A 14,263-nucleotide genomic window follows, 5' to 3' on the forward strand; every position below is an offset into this window, starting at 1 on the left:
CTATAAAATCCAATGCTATCAACCTGCCACGCGTCTCATTTTCGCTGTGCTCCAGACCGTTTCCGCTCGTCTGCTGTTTAGCCGTCACAACGCCCGTTAAAAAAAATTGTACGATTCCTCACGAGCTGGTGCTATTGTGAGCTAAATGTGTTTAGTAAATTAAACAAAGACGATGAATACCACTCCTGACTTCTCTTGTGATGTGTTGATTATCGGCAGCGGCGCTGCCGGCCTCTCTCTTGCGCTGCGCCTGGCAGAGCACAGTTCGGTGACGGTGTTGAGCAAAGGGCCGATCAGCGAAGGTTCGACGTTCTATGCGCAGGGCGGGATTGCCGCCGTCTTCGACGAGACCGACAGTATTGAATCCCATGTCGAAGATACCCTGATCGCCGGCGCAGGGTTATGCGATCGCCATGCGGTCACCTTCGTCGCCAGCAACGCCAGGCCATGCGTCCAGTGGCTTATCGATCAGGGCGTATTGTTTGACACCCAGGTCCAGGCCAATGGCGAAGAGAGCTATCATCTCACGCGCGAAGGAGGCCACAGCCATCGGCGCATTCTTCACGCCGCCGACGCTACCGGCAAAGCGGTGGAGACGACGCTGGTCGATAAAGCCCTCGCCCATCCCAATATCCGCATCCTTGAGCGCAGCAATGCCGTCGACTTGATCGTATCGGATAAGATTGGCCTGCCGGGCACGCGCCGGGTGGTCGGGGCATGGATCTGGAACCGCAATAAAGAGCGCGTGGAAACCTGCAGCGCGAAGGCGGTGGTGCTCGCCACCGGCGGAGCCGCCAAGGTTTATCAATACACCACTAACCCCGACGTCTCTTCCGGAGACGGTATCGCGATGGCCTGGCGGGCGGGCTGCCGGGTGGCGAATCTGGAATTCAACCAGTTTCACCCCACCGCGCTGTATCATCCGCAGGCGCGCAATTTCCTGCTGACCGAAGCGCTGCGCGGCGAAGGCGCCCACCTTAAACGCCCGGACGGCACCCGCTTTATGCCGGACTTTGACGAACGCGGCGAGTTGGCCCCACGCGATATCGTCGCCCGCGCCATCGATCATGAGATGAAGCGCCTTGGCGTTGACTGTATGTTCCTTGATATCAGCCATAAACCCGAGGCGTTTGTTCGCCAGCACTTCCCGATGATTTACGAAAAGCTGCTCGGTCTGGGAATTGATTTAACCAAAGATCCGGTGCCGGTCGTCCCTGCCGCGCATTACACCTGCGGCGGCGTGATGGTGGATGATAATGGCCGCACCGACGTCGATGGGTTATACGCCATCGGCGAAGTCAGCTATACCGGGCTGCACGGCGCGAACCGTATGGCCTCGAACTCGCTGCTGGAGTGTCTGGTTTACGGCTGGTCCGCCGCAGAAGATATTGCCCGTCGCCTGCCGCTGGCCCAGAAGGTCAGCACCCTGCCGGCGTGGGATGAAAGTCAGGTGGAGATCCCGGATGAACTGGTGGTTATCCAACATAACTGGCACGAGCTGCGCCTGCTGATGTGGGATTACGTGGGGATTGTGCGCACCACCCGCAGGCTGGAGCGCGCCCTGCGGCGCATTACCATGCTGCAGCAGGAGCTGGATGAGTATTACGCCCGCTTCCGCGTCTCGAATAATCTGCTGGAGCTGCGCAATCTGGTGCAGGTGGCGGAACTTATCGTACGCTGCGCGATGTTGCGCAAAGAGAGCCGGGGACTGCATTACACCCTCGACTATCCGCAGCCGCTGCCGAACAGCGGTCCGTCGATATTGTCGCCCCTGGCTCACATAAAGAGATAAAAATCCTCGGTCAGAGCGGTAAAGCCTTCTGAATACTGCTGCTCTGGCCCGCGGATCGCCAGCCTGTCGCTGAAACACTCCCCCGCCGTCGGGGAGAAAGCCAGCAGCACCCGATGCGGCGGCCGCATCTCGGTCTCCGCCACGTCAGTGCGCAGTCGCAGGTGCCAGCCCATCGCGGTTGCCCGTTCGATAAACGCATTACCGATATCGACCGGCAGCACCACGCAAAAAAATCCTTCTTCGGTGATATGCTCAGCGGCACAGGTCAGCAGAGAAGCGTGATCGAGCGTCGTGGTATACCGCGCCTGCTCCCGCTGCGAGGTGGCGCAAGGCACCCCTTCCGCAAAAAAGGGCGGGTTACTGATTATCAGTTGATAGCGTCGGGTCTGCGGCGGCTGCCACTGATGGATATCGGCCTGACAGACCTCAACCCGCGAAGCCCATGGCGACGCAAGGGCATTTTCCTGCGCCTGGGCGGCGGCCTCCTCATCCAGTTCGACCGCATCGACACGCACATCATCGCCGGTACGCTGCGCGAGCATTAGCGCCAGCAGGCCGCTGCCGGCGCCAATATCCAGCACATGTTTCACCCCGGCAATCGGCGCCCAGGCGCCGAGCAAAATGCCGTCGGTACCCACCTTCATCGCGCAACGATCGTGGGCGACAAAAAACTGTTTGAAGGTAAAACCATTGCGCGGCAGCGCAAACTTCGACTGAGACATCCTCAATAACCTTGCCGACAAAAAACTCCTGAACGTAAGGCTATGCACAATACCGGAGAACAGATAGCCTTACAAACAGATGAACATTACGTCAGTAACGTCTATAATCGGCGGCCCACTCAGAGGTAGAACATGACTGTAACGACTTTTTCCGAACTTGAACTCGATGAAAACCTGCTGGAAGCCCTCCAGGATAAAGGTTTCACTCGCCCGACAGCCATTCAGGCCGCCGCTATTCCGCCTGCGCTCGATGGCCGTGACATTCTCGGTTCAGCGCCGACCGGCACCGGTAAAACGGCGGCGTATCTGCTGCCAGCGTTGCAGCACCTGCTCGATTTCCCGCGTAAGAAATCCGGCCCGCCGCGTATTCTTATCCTGACGCCGACCCGTGAGCTGGCGATGCAGGTGGCTGACCACGCCCGCGAGCTGGCGAAGCATACCCATCTGGATATCGCCACCATTACCGGCGGCGTAGCCTACATGAACCACGCGGAAGTGTTCAGCGAAAACCAGGACATCGTGGTCGCCACCACTGGTCGCCTGCTGCAGTATATAAAAGAAGAGAACTTCGACTGCCGCGCCGTCGAGACCCTGATCCTCGATGAAGCCGACCGCATGCTGGACATGGGCTTTGCGCAGGATATCGAAACCATCGCCGGTGAAACCCGCTGGCGCAAGCAGACCATGCTGTTCTCCGCGACGCTGGAAGGCGATGCGATCAAAGACTTCGCTGAGCGCCTGCTGGAAGAGCCGGTTGAAGTTTCCGCTACCCCGTCGACTCGCGAGCGTAAGAAAATCCATCAATGGTACTATCGCGCGGACGATATCGAACATAAGACCAGGCTGCTGGTGAATCTGCTGCAACAGCCGGAAGCTACCCGCGCTATCGTCTTTGTGCGCAAGCGCGAGCGCGTGCATGAGTTGGCCAACTGGCTGCGTGAAGCGGGGATTAACACCTGCTGGCTGGAAGGCGAGATGGTGCAGGCCAAGCGTAACGAAGCCATTAAGCGTCTGACCGACGGCCGCGTAAACGTGCTGATCGCCACCGACGTCGCCGCCCGCGGTATCGATATTCCGGACGTCAGCCACGTCTTTAACTTCGATATGCCGCGCACCGCCGACATCTATCTGCACCGTATCGGTCGTACCGGCCGTGCAGGTAAGAAAGGCACCGCGATTTCGCTGGTTGAAGCGCACGATCACCTGCTGCTGGGCAAGATCGGCCGCTACGTTGAAGAACCGCTGAAAGCTCGCGTGATTGATGAATTGCGACCCAAAACCCGCGCGCCAAGCGAGAAGTTGACCGGTAAACCATCGAAGAAAGTGCTGGCGAAACGCGCCGAGAAAAAAGAGAAAGAAAAAGAGAAGCCGCGGGTGAAGAAGCGCCACCGCGATACGAAAAATATCGGTAAGCGCCGGAAGCCAAGCGCGACCGGGACGCCATCAGCGTCCAGCGAAGAGTAAAAAAAACGCCGGGATATCCCGGCGTTTTCACATCTGGCGTTAGCCTTACAGGCTTTCGGTAAAGGTACGAGCGATAACGTCGCGCTGCTGTTCCGGAGTCAGGGAGTTGAAGCGTACCGCGTAGCCGGAAACACGAATGGTCAGCTGCGGGTATTTTTCCGGATGCTCAACCGCGTCCAGCAGGGTTTCGCGACGCAGCACGTTAACGTTCAGGTGCTGACCGCCTTCCACGCGAACTTCTGGTTTCACGTCTACCGGAATTTCACGGTATTCGATTTCACCCAGTTTGCTGACCGCCACCACGTCATCTTCCGCAAAACCACCTTTGGCGCACAGGCAACGCGCTTCGCCTTTTTCGCTATCCAGCAGCCAGAAAGAGTTCAGCAGGTCGTCGTTTGCCGCTTTAGTAATTTGGATACCAGTAATCATTTGATGCCTCCCAGGCAGTGTTTATTCGATTTTGGCCTCTTCGCGGCCAATTGGTAAAACCATTGTTGTATGAGTGTATATATATCAGCCGCACCCTCGGCATTCTTTGATGTAAATCAACAAAAACCACTCACTCTAAGTGGGTATGCAAGGATTTTATTGTTTTACATCAAGTTACGCCATTAGCTGCTATAAATAATTTTGTAAATTTTCAATTTTTTTTGCATAAAGGCCCGCGTCAAGCCGTGCCGATTTTGTTCTGTAGAAAGAAGCCGTTAAGCTATAGCGATGACCCTTTGCAGGAGAGCAAGATGACCACACCTTTAACCTGGCATGACGTGCTGGCGGATGAAAAGCAACAACCCTATTTTCTCAATACTCTGAAGACCGTCGCCGAAGAGCGCCAGTCCGGGATCACCATCTATCCACCGCAAAAAGATGTCTTTAATGCGTTTCGCTTTACCGAACTGGGCGATGTCAAAGTCGTCATTCTCGGTCAGGACCCCTATCACGGCCCGGGGCAAGCCCACGGTCTGGCGTTCTCGGTTCGCCCGGGCGTCGCAATCCCGCCCTCGCTGCTGAATATGTACAAAGAGCTGGAGGCCACTATCCCTGGCTTTACCCGCCCTACCCATGGTTACCTGGAAAGCTGGGCGCGCCAGGGGGTGCTCTTGCTTAATACGGTCCTGACCGTCCGCGCCGGGCAGGCGCACTCGCACGCCAGCCTCGGCTGGGAGACGTTTACCGATAAGGTAATCGCGTTAATCAATGAGCACTGCGAGGGGGTGGTCTTTCTGCTGTGGGGCTCCCATGCGCAGAAGAAAGGCGCGATTATCGATCGCCAGCGCCACTGCGTACTGAAGGCGCCGCACCCTTCACCGCTCTCCGCGCATCGCGGCTTCTTTGGCAGCAACCATTTCGTGCAGACCAATCAGTGGCTGGCCGATCGCGGCGAAGCGCCGATTGACTGGATACCGGTCCTTCCCGCCGAAAGCGAGTGATCGACAGCCATAAAAAAAGCCAGCATCAGCTGGCTTTTGTATTCAGGGACAGGTATTACGCCTTGTTCTGACGCCACCATTCCGCCAGCAGGACGCCGGTCGCCACAGAGACGTTCAGGCTTTCGACATTGCCGGTACCATCGATGGCGACGCTGAGGTCCGCGCTGGAGATCGCTGCATCCGACAGGCCATCGCGCTCCTGGCCTAACACCAGCACCATTTTCTTCGGCAGCTCGGCTTTAAACAGCGGGGTACCATTATGGCTGGAGGTCGAGACAATCGCGTAGCCCGCCTGACGGAACTGATCCAGAGTATCGATGAAGCTGTCGCCGGTGATCGGTTCAACATGTTCCGCACCGCCTTCCGCCGTACGGATCGCCGCGCCGGACTCCAGCACGCCGGCATCCTGAACCACAACACCCTTCACGCCGAAGTGCGCGCAGCTGCGCATGATCGCCCCGAGGTTGTGCGGGTTACCCACGTCCTCCAGCGCCAGAACGCAATCTTCTTCTGCGGCCTTCGCGACCCACTGGGCAACAGAGGTACCGTGGCGTTTTTTGATCAGGAAGCAGACGCCGCCGTGGTGATCGGTCCCGGAGGCTTTCGCCAGCTCGGCTTCATCAACCACATGATAGGCTTTACGGTTAGCCGCCATCCAGCGCAGCGCCTCTTTAAAGCGCGGCGTCACGCTCTGGATAAACCAGGCGCGGACAATGGCTTCCGGGCGGCTCTGGAACAGGGCCTGACAGGCGTTTTCACCATACACGCGGGTCTCTTCCGCGCGCTGGCGACGCAGTACTTCCGGATCGATAAAGCTCTTCCCGCTGATCCCGCCGTGATCCTCTTTTACCGGCGTCTCATCGCCAGGAGCGCGAGAAACGGTACGCCACGGGGACGCATCGTCACGATTAAAATCATCGCGCTTGCGCTCATCACGCTTGCGGTCATCGCGTTTACGATCGTCACCGCGGCTGTTTCGTTCGTCACGCGCAGGGCGGCTGCGGCCGTCAACACGAGATTTTCCTGGACGACCTCCCCCTTTCCCGGTACGTGGGTTATGGGTGCGTTTGTCAGAATCATCATCACTGCGGACATACATCACTTTGACCTTGCCGCTTTTATTTTTCAGTTCGTCGCTCATCAATTTTCTCCACCTGCGCTGCGCGAAGCGCGCAGATTACCCGATGTGTCATCGCTTCGCCATGATTTCGTTTAAAAGACGGCCTCTATTGCACTCATCGAACAAAACGCATTGTCCTTAAATAACACTTAATCGATAATATGTAACATCACAGAAACATATCGGCCACGTGCCACGTTGCAACCCATAACCAGAGGTTAGTTATGAATACCGTTTGTGCCAGTTGTCAGGCTCTGAACCGCCTCCCGGACGATCGTAGCGCGGATGGCGCAAAGTGCGGACGCTGCGGTCACGATCTTTTTGATGGCGACGTCATCAACGCGACCGGGGCAACGCTGGATAAACTCTTAAAGGACGATCTGCCGGTCGTTGTCGATTTCTGGGCGCCATGGTGCGGTCCCTGCCGCAGCTTCGCGCCGATCTTTGAGGACGTCGCGGAAGAGCGTAGCGGGAAGATGCGTTTTGTGAAAGTTAACACCGAAGCGGAACGTGAGCTTAGCGCACGGTTTCGTATCCGCAGCATCCCGACCATTATGATGTTCAAAAATGGCGAAGTGATCGACATGCTCAATGGCGCGGTGCCAAAAGCGCCATTTGATAGCTGGCTGAACGAAGCCGGACAGCAGTAATCCCTCCGGGGCACCGCTTGTGCCCCGTTTTCGCCTCTGCGACAATAGCGTTTTTCACTAGCGACTCCCATGACTGATAACGCTGTCCTTCGCCTGCGCGCCGAACGTCTCGCGCGAGCCACCCGCCCTTTCCTTGCTCGCGGCAACCGCATCCGCCGCTGCCAGCGCTGTCTGCTGCCGCTCAAGCAGTGCCTGTGCGCCACGTTAACGCCGGCGCAGGCTACCAGCCGTTTCTGCCTGGTGATGTTTGATACGGAGCCGATGAAGCCCAGCAACACCGGCCGGCTCATCGCCGATATTCTGCCGAATACCGAGGCTTATCAATGGTCGAGAACCGAGCCGCCGCAGGGGCTGCTCGATCTGGTCGCCCATCCCGATTACCAGCCGATGGTGGTGTTCCCCGCCTCCTACGCCGCACCGGAGCGCCAGGTCCTGAGCGCGCCACCGTCCGGCAAACCGCCGCTGTTTATCATGCTCGACGGCACATGGACCGAAGCGCGTAAAATGTTCCGTAAGAGCCCTTATCTGGACGCGCTGCCGATCATCTCCGTCGATCTGTCGCGCATCTCAGCCTACCATCTGCGCGAGGCGCACGCCGACGGACAATATTGTACCGCGGAAGTGGCCATCGCCCTGCTGGATCTGGCGGGCGATGCGCCGGCCGCCGCAGCGCTTGGCGAACACTTCACCCGCTTTCGGACCCGCTACCTGGCGGGAAAAACCCAGCATAAGGGCAGTATCACAGCGGGCCAGGTGGAAAACGTTTAAAATCATTCGGTCACTGGGATGAAAGGAGACCGGTATGAGCCAACGAGGCCTGGAAGCGCTGCTGCGACCAAAATCCATCGCCGTTATTGGCGCATCAATGAAGCCGCAGCGCGCTGGCTATCTCATGATGCGCAACCTGCTAGCCGGCGGCTTCAATGGCCCGGTACTGCCGGTGACCCCCGCCTGGAAGGCGGTGCTTGGGGTGCTGGCGTGGCCCACCATCGAGAAGCTGCCGTTTACGCCGGATCTGGCGGTGCTTTGTACCAACGCGCGACGTAATCTCGAGTTGCTCGAAGCCCTGGGGCAGAAAGGCTGCAAGACCTGCATCATCCTCTCTTCGCAGCCGGAACAGTATCCGGCGCTGCTCGAATGCGCTGCACGCTATCAGATGCGCCTGCTCGGCCCAAACAGCCTGGGGCTGCTGGCGCCGTGGCAAGGCCTGAACGCCAGCTTTTCGCCGGTCGCGATCCACCGCGGTAAACTGGCCTTTATCTCGCAGTCGGCCGCCGTCTCCAACACCATCCTTGACTGGGCGCAACAGCGCGAGATGGGGTTTTCCTACTTCATCGCGCTGGGCGATAGCCTGGATATAGATGTCGATGACCTGTTGGACTTTCTGGCCCGCGACAGCAAAACCAGCGCCATTTTGCTTTACCTTGAGCATCTCAGCGACGCGCGCCGGTTTGTCTCCGCCGCGCGCAGCGCCTCGCGAAACAAGCCAATCCTGGTGATCAAAAGCGGCCGTAGTCCCGCGGCGCAGAAACTGTTGCACGTCAATTCAGGGATGGATCCGGCATGGGACGCGGCCATCCAGCGTGCTGGTCTGCTGCGGGTCCAGGATACCCATGAGCTGTTCTCCGCCGTAGAAACCCTGAGCCATATGCGCCCGCTGCGCGGTGAAAAACTGATGATCGTCAGCAACGGCGCGGCGCCGGCGGCGCTGGCGCTGGATGAGCTTTGGTTGCGTAACGGTAAGCTGGCGACCCTCAGTGAGGAGACGCGCGACGCCCTGCGCCAGGCGCTGCCTGGCGGCGTTGAGATCGCCAACCCACTGGATCTACGCGATGACGCCAGCAGCGAACACTATCAGCGGGCGGTGAACATTCTGCTTAGCAGTCAGGACTACGACGCGCTGCTGGTGATCCACTCGCCCAGCGCCGCCGCGCCGGGCACCGAGAGCGCCCTGGCGCTGATAGACGCCCTGAAGCACCATCCGCGTGGCAAATATGTCACCGTGCTGACCAACTGGTGCGGCGAATTCTCTTCCCAGGAGGCGCGACGGCTGTTCAGCGATACCGGCCTTCCCACCTACCGTACGCCGGAGGGCACCATCACCGCCTTTATGCATATGGTCGAGTACCGCCGTAACCAGAAACAGCTGCGCGAGACTCCAGTGCTGCCGGACTCGTTAACCGCCAATACCAGCGAAGCGCATGCTCTGCTCCAGCAAGCGATAGATAACGGCGCCACCACGCTGGATACCCACGAGGTCAGCCCGGTGCTCCGGGCCTACGGTATCCACACACTGCCAACCTGGATCGCCGCTGACAGCGCGGAAGCGGTGCATATCGCTGAGCAGATAGGCTATCCGGTTGCGTTGAAGCTGCGTTCCCCGGATATTCCGCACAAATCAGAAGTACAGGGGGTCATGTTGTATCTGCGTACCGCGGCAGAAGTACAGCAGGCAGCGGATGCGATGATCGATCGCGTCAGGCTGGCCTGGCCCCAGGCGCGCATTCATGGCCTGCTGGTGCAGAGTATGGCCAATCGCGCCGGCGCCCAGGAGCTGAGAGTGGTGGTTGAGCACGATCCCCTCTTCGGCCCGTTGATTATGCTGGGCGAAGGCGGCGTGGAGTGGCGGGCCGAGGACCAGGCCGCTGTGGCGCTGCCGCCGCTGAATATGAACCTGGCGCGTTATCTGGTGATCCAGGCGATCAAAAATAAGAAGATCCGCGGCCGCAGCGCATTGCGACCGCTGGATATCGCAGGCTTAAGCCAGCTGCTGGTTCAGGTCTCGAACCTGATCGTCGACTGCCCGGAGATCCAGCGGCTGGATATTCATCCCCTGCTCGCCTCCGGCAACGAGTTTACGGCGCTGGACGTTACCCTGGGGCTTGCTCCCTTTAGCGGCGACAGTGAAAGCCGTCTCGCTATTCGTCCCTATCCGCACCAGCTGGAGGAGTGGGTGGTGATGAAAAATGGCGATCGCTGTCTGTTCCGGCCGATCCTTCCGGAAGATGAACCGCAGTTGCTCGCGTTTATCGCTCAGGTCACCAAAGAAGATCTCTATTATCGCTATTTTAGTGAGATCAACGAATTTACCCATGACGACTTAGCCAATATGACCCAGATCGACTACGATCGAGAAATGGCGTTCGTCGCCGTCAGGACCACCGCGGAACAGAGCGAGATCCTCGGCGTGACGCGGGCGATCTCCGACCCTGACAATATTGATGCCGAGTTTGCTGTGCTGGTCCGTTCAGATTTGAAAGGGTTAGGCCTGGGGCGAAGGCTGCTGGAAAAGCTGATCGCCTATACGCAAAGCCATGGCCTGCAACGGCTGAATGGGATTACGATGCCGAATAACCGAGGCATGATCGGCCTCGCCAGAAAGCTGGGATTCACCGTTGATATTCAGCTGGAAGATGGGATTGTCAGTCTGTCGCTGCCCCTGAATCAGGGATAATCGCGCGACGCTGACCGCAATTGTTGACCACATTAGCGGGTAGTAATGGTATTATTGCCCGCTTACGTCGTCTGCATGGTACAGAAGACCCTTCAATAAACAGAGAAGAAACGCACTGTGATGTTGTCAAAATTTAAGCGTAATAAACATCAACAACACCTTGCCCAACTCCCTAAGCTTTCTCAGTCAGTTGATGATGTAGAGTTCTTTTACGCCCCTGCGGATTTCAGGGAAGCGTTACTGACCCGGATTGCCAACGCCACTCAGCGTATATGCATTATTGCGCTCTACCTGGAGCAAGATGATGGCGGAAAAGGAATTTTGCAGGCCCTTTATGACGCCAAACGTCAGCGTCCGCAACTGGATGTTCGCGTCCTCGTTGACTGGCACCGCGCTCAACGTGGCCGTATCGGCGCCGCCGCCTCCAACACCAATGCTGACTGGTATTGTCGGATGGCCAATGAAAATCCGGGCGTAGAGATCCCCGTTTACGGCGTGCCGATTAACACCCGGGAGGCGCTCGGCGTTCTCCATTTCAAAGGCTTTATTATCGATGACTGCGTCCTCTACAGCGGCGCCAGCCTGAACGATGTTTATCTGCATCAGCATGATAAGTACCGCTATGACCGCTATCAGTGCATCCGTAACGGCAAAATGGCGGACGTCATGTTCGACTGGGTCGACAATAATCTGGTTCAGGGACGCGGCGTGAATCGTCTCGACAGACCGGATCGGCCAAAAAGTCCGGAAATCAAAAACGATATTCGCCAGTACCGTCAGGAGCTGCGCGACCGCAGCTACCATTTTGTCGGCACCGCCGGTGACGAAGAACTCTCCGTCACCCCGCTGGTAGGCCTGGGGAAATCCAGCCTGCTGAACAAAACTATCTTTCACCTGATGCCCTGTGCCGAGCACAAGTTAACGATCTGCACCCCCTACTTCAACCTTCCTGCCGTGCTGGTAAGAAATATCATCCAGCTGCTGCGCGACGGTAAACAGGTGGAGATTATTGTCGGCGATAAAACCGCTAACGATTTCTATATTCCGGAAGATCAGCCGTTTAAAATCATCGGCGCGCTTCCTTATCTGTATGAGATCAACCTGCGGCGTTTCCTCAGCCGGCTGCAGTATTATGTGAATACCGATCAGCTGATCGTCCGCCTGTGGAAGGATGACGATAACAGCTACCACCTGAAGGGCATGTGGGTTGACGACGAGTGGATGCTGCTCACCGGCAACAACCTTAACCCGCGCGCCTGGCGACTCGATCTGGAAAATGCCATTCTGATCCACGATCCAAAGCAGCAGCTGGGAGCCATGCGGGAGAAAGAGCTGAAGCTCATCCGCACCCACACCACGGTGGTGAAACATTATCGGGATCTGCAAAGTATTGCCGACTATCCGGTGAAAGTGCGTAAACTGATCCGCCGACTGCGGCGGATCCGCATTGACCGGCTGATCAGCCGTATTCTCTGACAATCAGCCCCGCCTCGACGGGGCTTTTTTCTGGAAGCGCTATGCGTACGATAATCGTGATTGCTTCGCTGATGTTAACGGGCTGCAGCCACATGGCAAATGATGCATGGTCCGGTCAGGACAAAGCCCAGCATTTTCTGGCCTCGGCGATGCTGTCTGCCGCCGGCAATGAATATGCGCAACATCAGGGTTACAGCCGGGACCGCAGCGCTGCTATCGGCCTGATGTTTTCCGTCAGCCTCGGCGCCTCAAAAGAGCTTTGGGACAGCCGCCCGGCAGGCAGCGGCTGGAGCTGGAAGGATTTCGCCTGGGATGTAGCCGGCGCGACCACCGGCTACGCTGTTTGGCAACTGGCGCACCAGTAACGGCTAAAGACGCAGGCCTTTGCCTTTGCGATGCAGCATCAGGGAGACCAGGAAGGCGATGGCCGCCATCACCGTCACGTACCAGTAGAACGCGTGCTCTATCCCCGCCGATTTCAGCGACAGCGCGACATATTCCGCCGAGCCGCCAAACAGGGCATTCGCGACGGCATAGGACAGCCCTACCCCAAGCGCGCGAACCTGCGCCGGGAACATCTCGGCCTTCAGGATGCCGCTGATCGAGGTATAGAAACTGACAATCAGCAAGGCGCAGATCACCAGGCCGAAGGCAGCATAGGGTGAGCTCACTTTTTGCAAGGCGCTCAGGATTGGCACGGTAAATAATGTCGCCAGCACGCCAAAGCACAGCATGGAGGTACGGCGGCCAACTTTATCCGAAAAGGCGCCGAACAGCGGTTGAACCAGCATATAAACGAACAGCGCCGCGGTCATGATCACGCTGGCGGTGCTGGCCGTCATGCCCGCCGTGTTGACCAGATACTTTTGCATATAGGTAGTAAAGGTATAGAAGGTCAGCGATCCGGCGGCAGTAAAGCCCAACACCATCACGAAAGCCCGGCGATTACGCCACAACCCTTTAAATGAGCCAGCCTCTTTCAGCGCCCGGGTCTCCTGCTTCGAGGTTTCGTCCAGCTGGCGACGCAGCCACAGCGCGACGATAGCCAGCACTGCCCCGAGAGCAAAAGGAATACGCCATCCCCAGGCATGCAAATCTTCGTCGCTCAGCACCTGCTGGAGCGCCACGACCACTAATACCGCCAGCAGTTGACCGCCAATTAACGTGACGTACTGGAAAGAGGCATAGAAGCCTTTCTTTCCTTCAATCGCCACTTCACTCATATAGGTCGCGCTGGTGCCATATTCTCCACCGACCGACAGCCCCTGAAACAGACGGGCCAACAGCAGCAGCGCCGGAGCCCAGGTGCCGATGACCGCGTAGCCCGGCAGGCAGGCAATCACCAGTGAACCAAAGCACATCATACAGACCGAAATAAGCATGGAAGCTTTACGTCCGCGGCGGTCGGCGATCCGACCAAACAGCCACCCACCGATAGGACGCATCAGAAATCCAGCGGCGAATACGCCTGCCGTTTGTAAAAGTTGAGTGGTGGTGTTTCCGGAGGGAAAGAAGATATGGGCAAAATAGAGCGAGCAGAATGAGTAGACGTAAAAATCAAACCACTCAACCAGATTTCCCGAGGAAGCGCCAACAATTGCCCAAATACGACGACGGGTATCGGCCTGCTCCGGCGCGGCCCGTTCGGTAATGCTACTCTCTGTCATTGTTATATTGCTCCAGCAAAGACTGCAGTCTGTCTTGTCGGGCGTACCACGTCACGCAGACAAATTAGTTAGTAAACTAAATGTTATATAATTGTTATATCTTTATATGTGATTGCATTCACATTTTTTTTCGCAAGCACGGTTTTCGCGATCAACGCCAGCGCAGAGGCAAGGAAAAAGTGGATTATGGCGAAGGGTTTGCCATGACGGGGTTTTATGTTGCTTTGAATGAAGATAATGGTGCGGGTATGGCGGGATTTTCCCCGGAGGCGGTGCTGCGCACCTTGTCCGGGCTACGGATCCGTAGCCCCGGTAAGCGCAGCGCCAGCGGGGAGGCATGCCCCACACAGAAAAAAACCCGCACCTTTCGGGACGGGGTTCTTTTTAAACGCAAAAACAAAAAGCTCAGTCTTTCGACTGAGCTTTCTGCTTTATTTGATGCCTGGCAGTTCCCTACTCTCACATGGGGAGACCCCACACTACCATCG

Annotated in this window: 13 protein-coding genes; 9 read left to right on the top strand and 4 right to left on the bottom strand. The window is 57.5% G+C overall.

Annotated features, from left to right (window positions below):
* Positions 1–172: 172 nt before the first annotated feature.
* Complete coding sequence (gene nadB, locus ABLV04_RS11485; protein WP_023290670.1) at positions 173–1,792, top strand: L-aspartate oxidase; 1,620 nt, start codon at positions 173–175, stop codon at positions 1,790–1,792.
* On the opposite strand, the gene ABLV04_RS11490 is transcribed toward nadB, so the two are convergent.
* Entirely contained in the window at positions 1,777–2,514 is a 738-nt protein-coding gene (locus ABLV04_RS11490; protein ID WP_048298029.1) for a tRNA1(Val) (adenine(37)-N6)-methyltransferase, read from the bottom strand. The two genes, nadB and ABLV04_RS11490, sit on opposite strands and share 16 nt — an antisense overlap.
* Before the next feature lie 132 nt (positions 2,515–2,646).
* On the opposite strand from ABLV04_RS11490, the gene srmB reads away from it, so the two are divergent.
* Positions 2,647–3,978, top strand: a complete 1,332-nt coding sequence (gene srmB, locus ABLV04_RS11495) for an ATP-dependent RNA helicase SrmB (protein WP_032453738.1) — start codon at positions 2,647–2,649, stop codon at positions 3,976–3,978.
* A gap of 45 nt (positions 3,979–4,023) precedes the next feature.
* Here the strand turns inward: srmB and grcA are convergent, their stop codons facing one another.
* Positions 4,024–4,407 (bottom strand): autonomous glycyl radical cofactor GrcA, encoded by a 384-nt coding sequence (gene grcA / locus ABLV04_RS11500; protein WP_002914084.1) that lies wholly within the window; start codon positions 4,405–4,407, stop codon positions 4,024–4,026.
* 311 nt (positions 4,408–4,718) lie between these two features.
* Here grcA and ung point away from each other — a divergent pair, with 311 nt between their 5' ends.
* A complete protein-coding gene (gene ung / locus ABLV04_RS11505; protein WP_180265880.1) occupies positions 4,719–5,408 on the top strand; it encodes a uracil-DNA glycosylase in 690 nt (229 codons plus the stop codon).
* 55 nt (positions 5,409–5,463) lie between these two features.
* Here ung and ABLV04_RS11510 read toward each other — a convergent pair whose 3' ends face one another.
* Positions 5,464–6,549 (bottom strand): tRNA/rRNA methyltransferase, encoded by a 1,086-nt coding sequence (locus ABLV04_RS11510; protein WP_023290674.1) that lies wholly within the window; start codon positions 6,547–6,549, stop codon positions 5,464–5,466.
* 203 nt (positions 6,550–6,752) lie between these two features.
* On the opposite strand from ABLV04_RS11510, the gene trxC reads away from it, so the two are divergent.
* From trxC to ABLV04_RS11535, 5 genes are all read left to right on the top strand, one after another.
* Entirely contained in the window at positions 6,753–7,178 is a 426-nt protein-coding gene (trxC, locus tag ABLV04_RS11515; RefSeq protein ID WP_002914091.1) for a thioredoxin TrxC, read from the top strand.
* 69 nt (positions 7,179–7,247) lie between these two features.
* Positions 7,248–7,946, top strand: a complete 699-nt coding sequence (gene tapT, locus ABLV04_RS11520) for a tRNA-uridine aminocarboxypropyltransferase (protein ID WP_032453740.1) — start codon at positions 7,248–7,250, stop codon at positions 7,944–7,946.
* Between the two features lie 34 nt (positions 7,947–7,980).
* Entirely contained in the window at positions 7,981–10,632 is a 2,652-nt protein-coding gene (gene pat / locus ABLV04_RS11525) for a protein lysine acetyltransferase (protein ID WP_135719581.1), read from the top strand.
* A 120-nt stretch (positions 10,633–10,752) separates the two neighbouring features.
* Positions 10,753–12,108, top strand: a complete 1,356-nt coding sequence (gene pssA / locus ABLV04_RS11530) for a CDP-diacylglycerol--serine O-phosphatidyltransferase (protein WP_023290677.1) — start codon at positions 10,753–10,755, stop codon at positions 12,106–12,108.
* A gap of 41 nt (positions 12,109–12,149) precedes the next feature.
* A complete protein-coding gene (locus tag ABLV04_RS11535; protein WP_004201811.1) occupies positions 12,150–12,473 on the top strand; it encodes a YfiM family lipoprotein in 324 nt (107 codons plus the stop codon).
* A gap of 3 nt (positions 12,474–12,476) precedes the next feature.
* On the opposite strand, the gene ABLV04_RS11540 is transcribed toward ABLV04_RS11535, so the two are convergent.
* Entirely contained in the window at positions 12,477–13,775 is a 1,299-nt protein-coding gene (locus ABLV04_RS11540; protein WP_023290679.1) for an MFS transporter, read from the bottom strand.
* A gap of 80 nt (positions 13,776–13,855) precedes the next feature.
* Here ABLV04_RS11540 and ABLV04_RS11545 point away from each other — a divergent pair.
* Positions 13,856–14,263 (top strand): hypothetical protein (locus ABLV04_RS11545; RefSeq protein WP_348815749.1); only part of this gene is annotated, 408 nt, incomplete at its 3' end.

The organism is Klebsiella sp. JN_Kp127 (assembly GCF_040062505.1).
In the GTDB taxonomy this organism is placed as follows: Bacteria; Pseudomonadota; Gammaproteobacteria; order Enterobacterales; family Enterobacteriaceae; genus Klebsiella; species Klebsiella quasipneumoniae.

Coding starts and splice junctions, on each gene's coding strand:
- nadB (WP_023290670.1), top strand. CDS start 173: ATGAATACCACTCCTGACTTCTCTTGTGATGTGTTGATTATCGGCAGC.
- ABLV04_RS11490 (WP_048298029.1), bottom strand. CDS start 2,514: ATGTCTCAGTCGAAGTTTGCGCTGCCGCGCAATGGTTTTACCTTCAAA.
- srmB (WP_032453738.1), top strand. CDS start 2,647: ATGACTGTAACGACTTTTTCCGAACTTGAACTCGATGAAAACCTGCTG.
- grcA (WP_002914084.1), bottom strand. CDS start 4,407: ATGATTACTGGTATCCAAATTACTAAAGCGGCAAACGACGACCTGCTG.
- ung (WP_180265880.1), top strand. CDS start 4,719: ATGACCACACCTTTAACCTGGCATGACGTGCTGGCGGATGAAAAGCAA.
- ABLV04_RS11510 (WP_023290674.1), bottom strand. CDS start 6,549: ATGAGCGACGAACTGAAAAATAAAAGCGGCAAGGTCAAAGTGATGTAT.
- trxC (WP_002914091.1), top strand. CDS start 6,753: ATGAATACCGTTTGTGCCAGTTGTCAGGCTCTGAACCGCCTCCCGGAC.
- tapT (WP_032453740.1), top strand. CDS start 7,248: ATGACTGATAACGCTGTCCTTCGCCTGCGCGCCGAACGTCTCGCGCGA.
- pat (WP_135719581.1), top strand. CDS start 7,981: ATGAGCCAACGAGGCCTGGAAGCGCTGCTGCGACCAAAATCCATCGCC.
- pssA (WP_023290677.1), top strand. CDS start 10,753: ATGTTGTCAAAATTTAAGCGTAATAAACATCAACAACACCTTGCCCAA.
- ABLV04_RS11535 (WP_004201811.1), top strand. CDS start 12,150: ATGCGTACGATAATCGTGATTGCTTCGCTGATGTTAACGGGCTGCAGC.
- ABLV04_RS11540 (WP_023290679.1), bottom strand. CDS start 13,775: ATGACAGAGAGTAGCATTACCGAACGGGCCGCGCCGGAGCAGGCCGAT.